At 63.7% G+C, this 14,661-nt stretch carries 12 protein-coding genes; 11 read left to right on the forward strand and 1 reads right to left on the reverse strand.

What is annotated here, in order from left to right:
* The first annotated feature begins 125 nt into the window (after positions 1 to 125).
* The 8 genes from tolQ (at position 126) to ftsH (ending at position 9,433) form a co-directional block, all read left to right on the forward strand.
* The gene (tolQ, locus tag EJ071_RS08325) at positions 126 to 836 is read left to right on the forward strand and encodes a protein TolQ (protein ID WP_126097447.1); all 711 of its coding nucleotides are present in this window, start codon (positions 126 to 128) and stop codon (positions 834 to 836) included.
* A 9-nt stretch (positions 837 to 845) separates the two neighbouring features.
* Positions 846 to 1,307: a protein TolR gene (gene tolR / locus EJ071_RS08330; RefSeq protein WP_126097448.1), complete on the forward strand. Its 462-nt coding sequence runs from the start codon at positions 846 to 848 to the stop codon at positions 1,305 to 1,307.
* An 8-nt stretch (positions 1,308 to 1,315) separates the two neighbouring features.
* A complete protein-coding gene (locus EJ071_RS08335; RefSeq protein ID WP_126097449.1) occupies positions 1,316 to 2,470 on the forward strand; it encodes an energy transducer TonB in 1,155 nt (384 codons plus the stop codon).
* Positions 2,471 to 2,549: 79 nt separating this feature from the next.
* Positions 2,550 to 3,830, forward strand: a complete 1,281-nt coding sequence (gene tolB, locus EJ071_RS08340) for a Tol-Pal system beta propeller repeat protein TolB (protein WP_245460314.1) — start codon at positions 2,550 to 2,552, stop codon at positions 3,828 to 3,830.
* A gap of 249 nt (positions 3,831 to 4,079) precedes the next feature.
* Positions 4,080 to 4,586, forward strand: coding sequence for a peptidoglycan-associated lipoprotein Pal (gene pal, locus EJ071_RS08345; RefSeq protein WP_126097451.1), 507 nt, complete (start codon positions 4,080 to 4,082; stop codon positions 4,584 to 4,586).
* A 190-nt stretch (positions 4,587 to 4,776) separates the two neighbouring features.
* A complete protein-coding gene (ybgF, locus tag EJ071_RS08350) occupies positions 4,777 to 5,928 on the forward strand; it encodes a tol-pal system protein YbgF (RefSeq protein WP_126097452.1) in 1,152 nt (383 codons plus the stop codon).
* Positions 5,929 to 5,980: 52 nt separating this feature from the next.
* The gene (tilS, locus tag EJ071_RS08355) at positions 5,981 to 7,393 is read left to right on the forward strand and encodes a tRNA lysidine(34) synthetase TilS (RefSeq protein WP_126097453.1); all 1,413 of its coding nucleotides are present in this window, start codon (positions 5,981 to 5,983) and stop codon (positions 7,391 to 7,393) included.
* 105 nt (positions 7,394 to 7,498) lie between these two features.
* Complete coding sequence (gene ftsH / locus EJ071_RS08360; protein WP_126097454.1) at positions 7,499 to 9,433, forward strand: ATP-dependent zinc metalloprotease FtsH; 1,935 nt, start codon at positions 7,499 to 7,501, stop codon at positions 9,431 to 9,433.
* A gap of 390 nt (positions 9,434 to 9,823) precedes the next feature.
* On the opposite strand, the gene EJ071_RS08365 is transcribed toward ftsH, so the two are convergent.
* Positions 9,824 to 10,681 (reverse strand): hypothetical protein, encoded by an 858-nt coding sequence (locus EJ071_RS08365; protein WP_126097455.1) that lies wholly within the window; start codon positions 10,679 to 10,681, stop codon positions 9,824 to 9,826.
* A 369-nt stretch (positions 10,682 to 11,050) separates the two neighbouring features.
* Between EJ071_RS08365 and glmM the strand changes: the two genes are divergently transcribed.
* The 3 genes from glmM (at position 11,051) to EJ071_RS08380 (ending at position 14,479) form a co-directional block, all read left to right on the forward strand.
* Entirely contained in the window at positions 11,051 to 12,403 is a 1,353-nt protein-coding gene (gene glmM / locus EJ071_RS08370; protein WP_126097456.1) for a phosphoglucosamine mutase, read from the forward strand.
* 269 nt (positions 12,404 to 12,672) lie between these two features.
* On the forward strand, positions 12,673 to 13,515 hold the full coding sequence (locus tag EJ071_RS08375; RefSeq protein ID WP_126097457.1) for an outer membrane protein: 843 nt from the start codon (positions 12,673 to 12,675) through the stop codon (positions 13,513 to 13,515).
* 202 nt (positions 13,516 to 13,717) lie between these two features.
* Entirely contained in the window at positions 13,718 to 14,479 is a 762-nt protein-coding gene (locus EJ071_RS08380; RefSeq protein WP_126097458.1) for an outer membrane protein, read from the forward strand.
* The last annotated feature ends 182 nt before the right edge of the window (positions 14,480 to 14,661 follow it).

Consider the following 14,661-nt stretch of genomic DNA (forward strand, 5'->3'; position numbering starts at 1 on the left):
AAAAGGCCGCGAAACGGTGCATTCGGGGCTTGTCCCGCAAAGCTTCAAGCTTCGCGCGATCGGATCAGAGGGATGCCCATGGGCCAGCCGACAGCGATGCCCGGAAAATCTTAAGGACTTGAGTCATGGAAAACATCGCACTCGCCGACCCGGGCGCGCATTTGTCGATATGGGCCCTGTTCATGCAGGCCGGATGGGTGGTCAAGCTGGTCATGATCGGCCTGCTCTGCGCCTCGATCTGGACCTGGGCGATCATCATCGACAAGCTCGTCGCCTATAGCCGCATGCGGCTGGCGCTCAACCGCTTCGAGCAGGTGTTCTGGTCGGGGCAGTCGCTCGAAGACCTCTATCGCACGCTGTCAGACCGTAAGACCACCGGCATGGGCGCGATCTTCGTTGCAGCCATGCGCGAATGGAAAAAGAGTTTTGAAAAGGGCGCAAAATCGGCGCTGGCGCTGCAGACGCGCATCGACAAGGCGATGGACCTGGCGCTGACCCGCGAGATGGAAAGGCTGGAAGGACGCCTCGGCTTCCTCGCCACCACGGGTTCGGCCGCGCCCTTCATCGGCCTGTTCGGCACCGTCATCGGCATCATGACATCCTTCCAGGCGATTGCCGCCTCGAAGAACACCAGCCTGTCGGTCGTGGCGCCCGGCATCGCCGAGGCGCTACTGGCGACGGCCATCGGCCTGCTCGCGGCCATTCCCGCGGTCATCGCCTACAACAAGCTGTCATCGGATGCGAACAAGATCGCGGTGCGCATGGAAGGGTTCGCGGACGAGTTCTCCGCCATACTCTCGCGCCAAATCGATGAAAAAGTGGCGCAGAAGGCCTGAGGTACGATCATGGGTATGTCTGCTGCTAGCGCAGGTGGCATAGGGCGAGGCGGACGCGGCCACAGGCGGCGTGGCCGTCATCATGGCCTGATGTCGGAAATCAACGTCACGCCGATGGTCGACGTGATGCTGGTGCTGTTGATCATCTTCATGGTCGCGGCGCCGCTCTTGACCGTCGGCGTGCCGATCGACCTGCCGGACACGCAGGCCAAGGCAATGAATGTCGACACCCAGCCGATCACCGTGTCGATCAACGCGACCGGCGAGATCTATCTGCAGGAAACCGAGATTCCGATCGAGGAGCTGGTGGCGAAGCTGCAGGCGATCTCGAAGACCGGCTACGACGAGCGCATCTTCATCCGCGGCGACAAGTCGACGGACTATGGCACGGCAATGAAGGTCATGGCCCGCATTTCGGCGGCCGGCTACAAGAACATCGGCCTGGTCTCGTTGCAGGAACAGGATCAGTAGGACGCGAAATGCGGACCGGCCTCACCTCTTCGGTGATCTTGCATGCGGTGGCGCTGGCCTTCGGGCTGTTCACGCTGTCCTCGCCGCCGGCGATGCCGGCTTCCGACGTGGAGTCGGTGGCGGTCGATATCGTGCCGATGGAAGCGATCGCGCAGACGCTGCAAGGCGACAAGAAAGCGGTCATGCATGACAAGCCTGCGCCGCTGCCGACCAAGCGGCCGGATGTCGTCCCCGACGCCCAAAAGGTCGGCGAGAATACCGTCGACACCGAGAAACCGGTGACGGACGAGGCCAAGCCGAAGCCGGTCGAGAAGACCTCCGCGCCGCCGCCGGCGCCGACGCCGACCGAAAAGCCGGCCGTCGAGGACGTGCCGAAGCCGCAGGAAAAGCCGAAGCCGGTGCCGGCGACCGAAGTGGCGCCGACGCCTGCGCCGAAGGAAGAGGTCAAGCCCGAGCCGGTCAAGCAGACCGATCCCAAGCCGACACCGGCCAAGGAGCCGACGCCGGCGCCGCCAAAGGACACGACCGCCGCCATCCAGAAGGAAGAGGTGAAGCCGGACGCTGTCGCCGAGGCGATCGCCAAGGAACAGCCGACCGAGGAGGCCAAGCTTCCGGACTCTGCTCCAGCACCCGAGGCGCGGCCGAAGCCGCAGCCGGCCCAGGCCGAAAGCGCCAAGGCGCCGGACCGCAAGGATGCGGAAAAGCCGGTCAAGGAGGCCTCCTCGAAGCCGAAGTCGGATGAGAAGCAGTTCAACGCCGACGAGATTTCGGCCCTGCTCGACAAGCAGAAGCCGTCCGGCGGCGGCGCCAAGCGCTCGACACAGCAGTCGTCGCTCGGCGGTGACAAGGATCAGGGCCAGAAGCTCTCCAAGTCGGAGCAGGGAGCCCTGGAGGCTCAGCTCGGCGGCTGCTGGACCTTGCCTGTCGGATTGGAAGGCTCGGAGAACTTCGTCGTCGTGGTCCGGTTCAATCTCGACACCGACGGCAAGCTCGACGGTCGCCCCTCGGTCGAGCAGTCGAGCGGCAACCGGCAGTTCGACGAAAGCGCCGTGCGCGCTGTTCAGAAATGCGACGTGGCCGGCCTGCAGGTCCCCGCAGGCAAGCAGGACATCTGGAACGACATCCGCGTCACCTTCGATCCAAGGGAGATGCTTGGCCTCTAGCCCCGGCGTCTGAACCATCAAAGAAAAGAAGCGAGAAAATATGAGATCCTTCCTCAAGCCGCTCCTGACGATTGCAGCCATGGCGTTGGGCATGACGGCCAGCACCACCTTGCCGGCTTGGGCCCTCGTCGAGCTCAACGTCAACAAGGGCAATGTCGAGCCGCTGCCGATCGCCATCACGGATTTCCAGTCCAACGACGCGCTTGGCGCGCAGATCACGGAAATCGTCACCGCCGATCTGAAGCGCTCCGGCCTGTTCGCGCCGATCGACAAGAGCGCTTTCATCGAGAAGATCTCGGGCCCGGACGCCACGCCGCGCTTCGACGACTGGAAGGTGATCAATGCGCAGGCGCTGGTCACCGGCAGCGTCGGCAAGGAGGCCGATGGCCGCATCCGCGCCCAGTACCGGCTGTGGGACACTTTCGCCGGCCAGCAGATGGCCGGCGAGCAGTTCTTCGCCAATGACGCCAACACCAGGCGGGTCGCCCATATCATCGCCGACGCGATCTATGAGCGGCTGACCGGCGAGAAGGGCTATTTCGACACGCGCGTCGTCTTCGTCGACGAATCCGGCGCCAAAAACGCGCGCAAGAAGCGCCTCGCCATCATGGATCAGGACGGCGCCAATGTGCGCTATCTGTCGGACGGCCGCTCCATCGTGCTGACGCCGCGCTTCTCGCCGAACCGGCAGGAAATCACCTACATGTCCTATGAGAGCGGGCAGCCGAAGGTCTACCTGCTGCAGATCGAGACCGGGCAGCGCGAGCTGGTCGGCAACTTCCCCGGCATGACGTTCGCGCCGCGCTTCTCGCCTGACGGCCAGAAGGTGATCATGAGCCTGCTGCGCGACGACGGCAACTCCAACATCTTCGCGATGGATCTGAGAAGCCGCACGACCACGCGGCTCACCAATTCGGTCGCCATCGACACCTCGCCGTCCTATTCGCCGGACGGCTCGCAGATCGTCTTCACCTCCGACCGCGGCGGCGGCAGCGGCCGTTCGCAGATCTATGTCATGGGCGCAGACGGTTCCAACCCGCACCGCATCTCGTTCGGCGACGGCGTCTATTCCACGCCGGTATGGTCGCCGCGCGGCGACCTCATCGCCTTCACCAAGCAGTCCGGCGGCGAGTTCCAGATCGGCGTCATGAAGACCGACGGTTCGGGCGAGCGCATCCTGTCCTCCGGCTTCCAGCAGGAGGGCCCGACCTGGGCGCCGAACGGCCGCGTGCTGATGTTCTTCCGCGACTCGGCCGGCGGGCCGAAGCTGGTTTCGGTCGACCTCACCGGCCGCAACGAGCAGCAGATCCCGACGTCGAATTTTGCGTCGGACCCGGCTTGGTCGCCGTTGCTGGAGTAGGGACTGAACTGGAATTGAAGAACTGGGGAATTGAAGAACTGAAGAAGCGGGGAAATCCCGCTTTTTCACGTCGTGGTCGCGTTTTGGTCAAATTTCCGCCTACGGTTCGCTCGCATCGTGGCCCCTGCCAAAAATGGCCGAGGACGGCGGCCTGAAACCAAATATTAACCGTGTTTCTTGAATGCCGGTTAACCCAAACGTGGTTACTGGGTGATCAACGAAATCACTCGAATGCGAAGGAGAGGCGGCATGGGCCGTATCGCAGCACTTACCAGAAATCCGGCGATGATCGCGCTGGTGGCAGCGCTTGCCATCACCGGTTGCGCCTCGAAGAAGACGCCGAACAGCGCGGCCGATCTCGGCCTCAACGGCGCCGGCGCCGCTACGCCGGGCTCCGCTCAGGATTTCACCGTCAACATCGGCGACCGCATCTTCTTCGACACCGACTCCTCGTCGATCCGCGCCGACGCGCAGACCACGCTGGGGCGCCAGGCGCAGTGGCTCAGCCAGTACAGGCAGTATGCCATCGTCATCGAAGGCCATGCCGACGAGCGCGGCACGCGCGAATATAATCTGGCGCTGGGCGCCCGCCGCGCCGCCGCCACCCGCGACTTCCTGGTTTCCAAGGGCGTCGCCGCCAACCGCCTGAAGACGATTTCCTACGGCAAGGAACGCCCGGTCGCCGTCTGCGACGACATCTCGTGCTGGTCGCAGAACCGCCGCGCCGTCACCACCCTCTCGGGCGCCGGATCCTGACGCCCCACCGGGCGGCAAAAATACAACATCGCGGAACGAAAGGCGGCCTCAGGGCCGCCTTTTTCATATGCGACAGCCTGAAACAAAATTTGGCCGAAGTCTCGCGTCCTGCTAAGAGCGCGAGGGCGCTTCCTCCCATTCCGATTTGGAAAGGCGCATCAGGCCAACAGATTTCACGGCGAGAGATAGAATGCATTTCAGAACGGTCCTGAGCGGCACGCTTGCGCTGCTGCTCGTATCAAGCATCGCAGCCGTCGCCGCCCCGGCGGACAGCGGGCAATCCTCCGACAGCGGGTTCACCTTCCATCTGCCGACGCTCGGCATCTTCGGCGACAAGAAGAAGGCCGAGCAGGCTCAGATGGCGCAGCAGGACGGCACCGGCATGACCGGCCTGGAAGATCAGCTGCGCCAGATGAACGGCAAGATCGAGGAGCTCAATTTCCAGATCCTGCAAATGCAGGAGCAGATGCGCAAGCAGCAGGAAGACAACGAGTTCCGCTTCCAGCAGCTCGAAGGCGGCTCGCAAGGGGCGAAGCCAACGGGCCAGAAGAAGTCCGAGGCCGCGCCGCAGGATGGCAACACCGGCAATGGCAACACGAATCTGGGTGATGCGGGTACCGGCGACTCCAGTACGGACACCGGCGTCGCCGAAGCTCCGGCGACGCAGGCTCCGGCCGATGCGGGTGCGCAAAGCGGCAGCGGCAAGAGCGTCGGCGAGGTTATCGTCGAGTCGCAGACCGGCGATCCGGGCAAGGTGATCACCGGCGCGCCGCCGAAGACCTTCGGCACCATCACGGTCGACAAGAACGGCAATGTCGTCAACGCCGAATCCGATCCGCAGGCGGGTGCGCAGGCGCAAGCTCCCGCAGCCACGGCAAACGCGCCTTCGGCCGAGACAAGCACCAAGAGCGGCAAGGGCAAGTCCGGCGGCACGGTCATGGCTTCGCTGCCCTCGACCAATGATCCGGACGAGCTCTACCGCAACTCCTACCAGTTCATCCTGTCGGGCGATTATCCCACCGCCGAGCAGGGTTTTCGCGACCACATTTCCCGCTTCCCCAAGGACGCCAAGGCGCCGGATGCGCATTACTGGCTGGGAGAATCCCTGCTCGGCCAGCAGAAATACCGCGACGCGGCGGAGGTCTTCCTGGCCGCCAGCAAGGATTATCCGAAGGCCAAGAAGGCGCCCGACATGCTGCTGAAGCTCGGCGTGTCGCTGGTCGGCCTCAAGCAGAACGACGTGGCCTGCGCCACCTTCAGCGAGATCGGCAAGCGCTATCCGGATGTTTCCGGCACGCTCAAGGAGCGCATCAAGCAGGAAAAGGCGCTGGCGTCGTGCTAGGCTGAATGCCGTTTGTTCCAAACCCGGAACCACTCTTGGGCGACATGCGCCGATGCTCGACACCGAGCCTGACATTTCGGATCGCTTTTTCTCAGACTTCGACTTTTCCAACGGCGCCGTTGCAGCCGTGTCCGGCGGCAGCGACTCGACCGCCCTTCTCTTTCTCCTCAAACATCATCTCGACCGAACCCTGCCCGCGGCAAAACTGCTCGCGGTGACGATCGATCATGACCTCAGACCAGGTTCGGCAGCGGAAGCGCAAACCGTGGCGAGCGTCTGCGCCGAGCATGGGATCGCGCACCGCACGCTGGTCTGGTCCGGGCGCAAGCCGACGACCGGCCTGGCAGCCGCCGCGCGCGAGGCGCGCTACCGGCTGCTGGCCGAGGCGGCCGAAGCGGAAGGCATCCGCGTGGTGGTAACCGGCCACACCGCCGACGACCAGGCAGAGACGGTTCTTATGCGGCAAGTCCGCGCCGAAGGGACCCGCGATGAAAGGGCCGGCGAAGAAGAGTCGAGCGAGGAGGGTCGCGGCCTCGCCGGCATGGCGCCCGTCACGCTCTACGACTGGCGCACATGTATCGCCCGGCCGCTGCTCGGCACGCGCCGGGCGGCACTGCGCGCGATGCTGAAGCGCCGCGGCATCGGCTGGATCGAGGATCCGACCAATGTCGACCAGCGTTTCGAGCGGCCGCGCATGCGCATCTCGCTTGCCGGCGACGACGGCGAGGCGCGCTTCGCGCAGGCAATCGCAAAGGCCGGACAGGCGGCCGCCGAACGCGACGACCTCGGCCGCCGCGCGGCCGCGCTGATCCGCGCTTTTGCCGACAGGCCGGCTTCGGGGCTCATCCGCCTCGATCGCGTTTTCGCTCATGGTGAAGACAGCGAGGCGGCCGTCTATGCGCTGCGCATCCTGCTCGCCACGGTCGGCGGCGTCTCGTTCCTTGTCGATCAGGCGCGTTGCCGGGCGCTGTTCGAGCGTCTTCGGTCCGGAACGCTTTGCGCCACATTGTCGCGGACCGTGGTCGATGCGCGCCGGAGCGGCATCTTCCTTCACCGCGAGGCGCGCAATCTGCCCGCCGCCGTTCCGGCGCAGGATCAGGCCCTTTGGGACGGCCGGCGCCGGATCACATTGAGCGACAGGTCGGGCGGGTTGGTGATCGCGCCCATGGGGGCCGTCGTTGCCAAACGATCCGTCCGGGAGGGCGACGTTCCGGCAAGCCTGCTACGCAGGGCGCTCGCCGCCGAACCCGCATTGTGGCGCGGCGCTGAACGTCTTGATTTTGCTGGCGGCGGTGATGTGCCGCGGCCAATGGCCAGCGTGCCGGTGGTGTCGCCTTTCGCCCGCTTCCTGCCGTCCTTCGATTTGCTGGTCGCCGCGGCAGTCGCCGCGCTGATTGGCGCGCCGCCGCTGCCGCCTTTGCCTTTCCGCGGCCATGATCGCGATGGAGCATGGGCGAAAGCTTAACCGAGGCGTGCTGTTATGCTTGGCAAGGGGAAGCGCTCTCCCTATGTTAGGCCCAAGCCTCCATCATCATCGTGGGTCCGCATGCGGACGCCAACAGGACAATAGATGAATCCGAATTATCGCAACCTTGCGCTCTGGGCGATCATAGCGGTCCTGCTCATCGCCCTGTTCAATCTTTTCCAGACGCCGCAGACGCGCGGCGCCTCAAGCGAGGTTGCCTATTCGCAGTTCCTGCAGGATGTCGCGTCCGGCCGGGTGAAGAGCGTGACCATCGCCGGCGCCCGCATCTCGGGCAACTACACGGACAACGCCAACGGCTTCCAGACCTATTCGCCCGGCGATCCGTCGCTGGTTTCGAGGCTGCAGGACAAGAACGTCACCATCAACGCGCGGCCTGAAACCGACGGCTCCAACTCGCTGTTCGGCTATCTGATCTCGTGGCTGCCGATGATCCTGATCCTCGGCGTGTGGATATTCTTCATGCGCCAGATGCAGTCCGGCTCCGGCCGCGCGATGGGCTTCGGCAAGTCGAAGGCGAAGTTGCTCACCGAGGCGCACGGCCGCGTCACCTTCCAGGACGTCGCCGGCGTGGACGAGGCCAAGGAGGATCTCGAGGAGATCGTCGAATTCCTGCGCGATCCACAGAAGTTCCAGCGGCTCGGCGGCAAGATCCCACGCGGCGTGCTGCTTGTCGGCCCGCCCGGCACCGGCAAGACGCTGCTCGCCCGCTCTGTCGCCGGCGAAGCCAACGTGCCGTTCTTCACCATCTCCGGCTCGGACTTCGTCGAGATGTTCGTCGGCGTCGGCGCGTCGCGTGTGCGCGACATGTTCGACCAGGCCAAGAAGAACGCGCCCTGCATCATCTTCATCGACGAAATCGACGCGGTCGGCCGTCATCGCGGCGCCGGCCTCGGCGGCGGCAATGACGAGCGCGAGCAGACGCTGAACCAGCTGCTGGTCGAGATGGACGGCTTCGAGTCCAACGAAAGCATCATCCTGATCGCCGCCACCAACCGGCCCGACGTGCTCGATCCGGCGCTGCTCAGGCCCGGTCGCTTCGACCGCCAGGTCGTGGTGCCGAACCCCGACATCGTCGGCCGCGAGAAGATCCTCAAGGTGCATGTGCGCAACGTGCCGCTGGCGCCCAATGTCGACCTCAAGGTGATCGCGCGCGGCACGCCGGGCTTCTCCGGCGCCGACCTGATGAACCTCGTCAACGAATCCGCGCTGATGGCGGCGCGCCGCAACAAGCGGCTCGTCACCATGGCCGAGTTCGAGGACGCCAAGGACAAGATCATGATGGGCGCCGAGCGCCGCTCGTCGGCGATGACGCAGGCCGAGAAGGAACTGACCGCCTATCACGAGGCCGGCCACGCCATTCTGGCGCTCAACGTGCCGACGGCCGACCCGCTGCACAAGGCGACCATCATTCCGCGCGGCCGTGCGCTCGGCATGGTCATGCAGCTGCCGGAAGGCGACCGCTACTCGATGAGCTACAAGTACATGATCTCGCGGCTCGCGATCATGATGGGCGGCCGTGTCGCCGAGGAGTTCAAGTTCGGCAAGGAGAACATCACCTCCGGCGCCTCCTCCGACATCGAGCAGGCGACCAAGCTGGCGCGCGCCATGGTCACGCGCTGGGGCTTCTCCGACAAGCTCGGCCATGTCGCCTATGGCGACAACCAGGAAGAGGTCTTCCTCGGGCATTCGGTTGCGCGCCAGCAGAACATCTCGGAAGAGACGGCGCAGATCATCGACGCCGAGGTGCGCCGGCTGATCGACGACGCCTATTCCACCGCGAAGACCGTGCTGACCAAGAAGAAGAAGGACTGGATCGCGCTGGCCGAAGGGCTGCTCGAATACGAGACGCTGACCGGCGAGGAGATCAAGCAGCTGATCGCCGGCCACAAGCCCGCCCGCGACCTCGGCGACGACACCCCGCCCAGCCGCGGCTCGGCCGTGCCGAAGGCCGGCACCGGCGGCCGCCGCAAGAAGGGCCCCGAGCCCGAAGGCGGCATGGAGCCGCAGCCGCAGGGCTGAGTTCGAAGAGAACAAAGGAACTTTGGAACGCCGCGGATCAAACCGCGGCGTTTTGCTTTGGGGGATCGCAGGGATTGCCGGCCCTCGATCTGGTATTTGCAACGCTGGCGATTGGCGAAAGTCGGGGTGACAGCCAATCTCCCCCGCAAGGGGGGAGATTGGCAGTTTTAGCGACGGCGCCAACAATCTCAGCGATGGTGATTGGCGAAGACGGTGGAGCATGCAATCTTCCCCTTGTGGGTCCCACGAGGGGGAAATCGGATTGTCGCCTCGGCTTCGACCTATGGCCCAGATTTGGCCCTGACGGTCACGCGAGACCAAACAAATCCCAAAAAAAGCCCGCGCATCTTGCGATGCGCGGGCCCTTCTCTGGAAGATGTGACTAAGAGGTCAGCTCTTCAGCTTGGCGTTGCAGAGGCTGTAGAAGCCGCCGCCCTTCTGGATCCACTTCAGGCCGTTCAGCGTGTTGGCGTCCTTGTTGGCGTAGTACTGCTCGAGGCAGGTGTGCATGCGGCCCTTGGCCGGGGTCTCGGTGGCAAACTTCGGCGAGATAGCGGTCGGGAAAGTCACGCCCTTCGGGGCGGCCGCGGTCGGCTTCGCCGGTTCCTTGGTGAAAGTCGCTTCCGTTGGAGCCGGCACGGTGTCGTCGTCGGCGGCGCCGGCGCCGCACTCGGCCTTGCGGAAGTCGTTCCACTTCATGCCGTTGAGCTTGTTGGCGGTCTTCGCGGCCTGATACTTGGTGCTGCATTCGGCCATGCTCAGGCCCTTACCGCCGTCGGCTGCAGCCGCCGTCGAGGTCTCGGTCTTGGTCGCCTTGGCGGGCTTGGTGTCGGTCGCAGCGGCGGTGGCGCCGGCGGCGCATTCGGTCTTGCGGAAGTCGTTCCACTTCATGCCGTTCAGTGTGCCGGCAGCCTTGGCGGCCTGATACTTGGTGCTGCATTCCTTGGCGGTCAGGCCCTTGGCCGAGCTGTCGTCGGCCGCGGCGGTCGTGTCCTTGGCCTTCTTGGCCGGCTTGGTGTCAGCCGCCTTGGTATCGGTCGCCGCCTTGGTGTCGGTCGCGGCGGAGGCGTCGCTGCCGCATTGCGCCTTGCGGAATTGGTTCCAGGTCTGGCCGGCGAGCGTTCCGGCGTCCTTGGCCGCGTTATACTTGGTGCTGCACTCGGCCATGGTCAGCGCGTTGGCCGGCGCCGCCAGGAACAAGGTTGCGACGGCGATGCCCGTCAATGTTGCAAGTCTATGAATAAGCATGGCGTTTTCTCCCTTGCTGCCGCCAGGTGGTGTCCCTATACCAAATCAATAGCTCTCAACTTCAGACTGCGCCAGATGCTTCCGGCGCGGATGCCCTCACAAAGTGTGTTCCTCCCGATAAGGTGACGAATTGCTTGGCGTCGGTCGCGTAAACAAGGTTTTGCCAGGCGGTTTTGGGCAGAAAAGCTCGCCCCGGCTGGTATATTGCCGCTACAGTGAGGGGGCATGGTAGGCTGTCGAATCACTTGACCCGCCCGCGACAATGATTTTCTAAGGAATGGTAATATATAATCACGAAATGTGATGATCGGATGCGGCCCAATTGTGGCAATACGGGCGGCTGAAAAACCGACGGGGACATTGGCAAGCATGGCAGGGCAGTATTTCGGCACCGACGGCATCCGCGGACGCGCCAACAAATTTCCGATGACGGCCGAGGTTGCCATGCGGGTCGGAATGGCCGCCGGGCTTTCGTTCCAGCGCGGCAATCATCGGCACCGCGTCGTGCTCGGCAAGGACACGCGGCTTTCCGGCTACATGATCGAGAACGCGATGGTGTCGGGCCTGTGCGCCGCCGGCATGGACGTGTTTCTGCTCGGACCGATACCGACGCCGGCGGTCGCCATGCTGGTGCGCTCGCTGCGCGCCGACATCGGCGTGATGATCTCGGCCTCGCACAACCCCTACTACGACAACGGCATCAAGCTGTTCGGCCCCGATGGCTACAAGCTCTCCGACGAGATCGAGGAGCGCATCGAAGGCATGCTCGACAAGGACATCGAGCTTGCGCTTGCCGATTCAGACGGGCTGGGCCGCGCCAAACGCGTCGATGGCGTGCATGACCGCTACATCGAATTCGCCAAGCGCACGCTGCCGCGCTCGATGTCGCTCTCGGGCTTGCGGATCGTCGTCGACTGCGCGAACGGCGCCTCCTACAAGGTGGCGCCCGAGGCGCTATGGGAGCTCGGCGCCGAAGTGGTCGCCATCAATGTCGAGCCCAACGGCTTCAACATCAACAAGGAGTGCGGCTCGACCCATCCGGCCGGGCTGCAGAAGAAGGTGCATGAGGTGCGCGCCGATATCGGCATCGCGCTCGACGGCGACGCCGACCGTGTGGTCATCGTCGACGAGAACGGCGCCATCGTCGACGGCGACCAGATCATGGCGCTGATCGCCGAATCCTGGCACCAGAACGGGCGGCTGGCCGGCGGCGGCGTCGTCTCCACGGTGATGTCCAATCTCGGCCTCGAACGTTTCCTCGGCGACATGAAGCTGCAGCTGCACCGCACCAAGGTCGGCGACCGCTACGTCGTCGAGCATATGCGCGCGCACGGCCTCAATGTCGGCGGCGAGCAGTCTGGCCATATCGTGCTGTCCGATTTCTCGACCACCGGCGACGGCCTGGTTTCAGCGCTGCAGGTGTTGGCCTGCATCAAGCGGCAGAACCGGCCGGTCAGCGAGCTGTCGAAGAAGTTCGAACCGGTGCCGCAACTTCTGAAGAATGTCCGCATCTCCGGCGGCAAGCCGCTGGAGGAAGCGCCGGTCAAGGCGGCGATCGAGGATGCTCGCAACCGGTTGGGCAAGGCCGGCCGCCTCGTCATCCGGCCTTCCGGCACCGAGCCGCTGATCCGCGTCATGGCCGAAGGCGACGATCCGCAACTGGTCGAGACCGTGGTCAACGACATTGTCGGGATCATCTCGGAAACCCGCAGCGCCGCCTGACGGAGCCGCAAGCGCAATTCCAGGAAAAGTGTAACGGTTTTCCGTCCGGAATTGCGTAAAACAGGCAACCGCCCATCGCGTTCGGAAGCCCGCCGCCCGGCGGGCTTTTTCGTGCGCCCGCGGCGCCCGGACAACGGCATACCCTCTAAAATTGTATAGATTCGTGGTTAATCGGTACGGTTAAACGGCTTTTAACCTTTGCAATTCATTATCCACGCCGAGGTTCATCTTCGGGCGGTGTCGTCCCGAGGCTTCTTAGGGGTGACAGCATGTTCAATACAGCAAGAATGGCATTGTTTGCCGCGCTGTTCGCGGGCTTGGCCGGACCGGCGTTCGCCGCGGATATTGCGGAACCACCACCGGTCGAGGAAGCTCCGCCGCCGGTCGTGGAGGCGCAGCCGGTCGACTTCGGCGGCTGGTATATCCGCGGCGATATCGACTATCACTGGTCGCGCTTCCGCGGTGGCGACTACATCACTTACGGCGCGGCACCCCAGACCCAGGGTAGCTTCGCCAGCGGCAAGCTGAAAGGCGCCTTCTCCGCCGGTGCCGGTATCGGTTATCAGGTCAATCAGTATTTCCGCACCGACCTAACCGCAGACTGGATGGGCAAGTCCAACTTCCGGGGTTCAACGGTCGGCTTCTGCGGCGGCGGCGTACCCTGCGTATCGACCGACACCTCGTCCTATTCGGCGCTGCTGCTTTTGGCCAACGCCTATGTCGACATCGGCACCTGGCATGGTGTCACGCCTTATGTCGGCGCTGGCATCGGCGGCGCATGGGTCAAGTGGGACACGCTGCACAACAGCGACGACGACGGCGATTTCTTCCATCAGGGCGGCAAGGGCTGGCGCTTCGCCTATGCTCTTATGGCCGGTGCCTCCTACTGCCTGACCGATCGCGTCAAGCTCGATGTCGGCTACCGTTACAGCCACATCAATGGCGGCAAGATGTTCGAATATGCTTCGGATAGCAATGTCGGCCCGGGGTATGACCGCGGCATCAACGTGCATGAAGTGCGCGGCGGTCTGCGCTATCAATTCGGCAGGTCCGATTGCGCCCCGCCGCCGGAACCCTATGTGCCCGAGCCGGAGCCGATCTATACCAAGTAATCGCCCTTGCGATCCCGAGATTTGCGAACCGCCCGGCGCCAGCCGGGCGGTTTTCGTTTTTGCGCGGCTGGTAAAATCGCATCGAAATCAATTCGGTAACCATCCGTTATCCTTAACCGGCACTTAACCACTATGGTTAACAATGGCTCCTTGAAACGGCGCTCGCGTTCGCGGCTGGCGCCAATTTCGGGAGCCGGGGACCATGACACTCAAATCGCGTATCGCGTCAGCGCTTGCCGCAACCCTTTTGCCGCTGACGCCAGCGCTCGCGGCCGACTACGATCCGCCGATCTATGTCAACCAGGCCCCTGACTATCAGCCGGTCGAGGTGGGCTCAGGCTGGTACCTGCGCGGCGATGTTTCCTATCTGGTGGAAAAGAGCTTCAGGGACCAGGACTTCAGCTTCACGCCTGCCAGTCAAAGCGAGAGCGAGGACGCGTATTTCGCAAGCATCGGTTTCGGATATCATTTCAACGATTATCTCCGCGCCGATCTCAACCTCGGTTATCTGCCCGGCAACAAGTTCAGCTTCAGCTATGATGACACGGCGACCGCGGCAGAGCCGACCGTGGCATCCGGAAGCCTCAAGAACCATGCGATCTCGGGCATGCTCAACGGCTATGTCGATCTCGGCACCTATGTCGGCTTCACGCCTTACGTTGGCGCAGGCGTCGGCATCGTCCGAAGCAAATACGAGCTCTCGGCGAGCTATTTTACCGCCAATGGCGACGACACCGACGATTTTGTCGAGCGTAGCTCCAAGGCGAAATATTCGCTGGCCTATACATTGAATGCGGGTGTTGCCTACCAGGTCTCGAAGAATGTGCTGATCGACCTGGGCTACCAGTATTTTTCCGCCCCCGATGCGGAATACGTCACCGCCGCGAGCCTGAATTCGTTCCCGGTCCACAAAGGCATCAGCAATCACCAGGTCAAGCTCGGCTTGCGCTACGATCTCTGGTGAGCGGCACAAGCAGGAGATGCCGACGGCGGATCCCGGGAGATCCGTCGTTCTCGTTTGAGCCGAAGCGCAGATTGAAGCCAGTATCCCGCCAGCGACAAAAACTTTGCTCTTGACGCCGGAAGGCTGAAAGCATATCGCCGTCCGTGGGCCACCCCTCCCCAACGAGGGGCCACTATCTGGAA

Source organism: Mesorhizobium sp. M1B.F.Ca.ET.045.04.1.1 (genome assembly GCF_003952465.1).
Taxonomy (GTDB): Bacteria; Pseudomonadota; Alphaproteobacteria; order Rhizobiales; family Rhizobiaceae; genus Mesorhizobium; species Mesorhizobium shonense.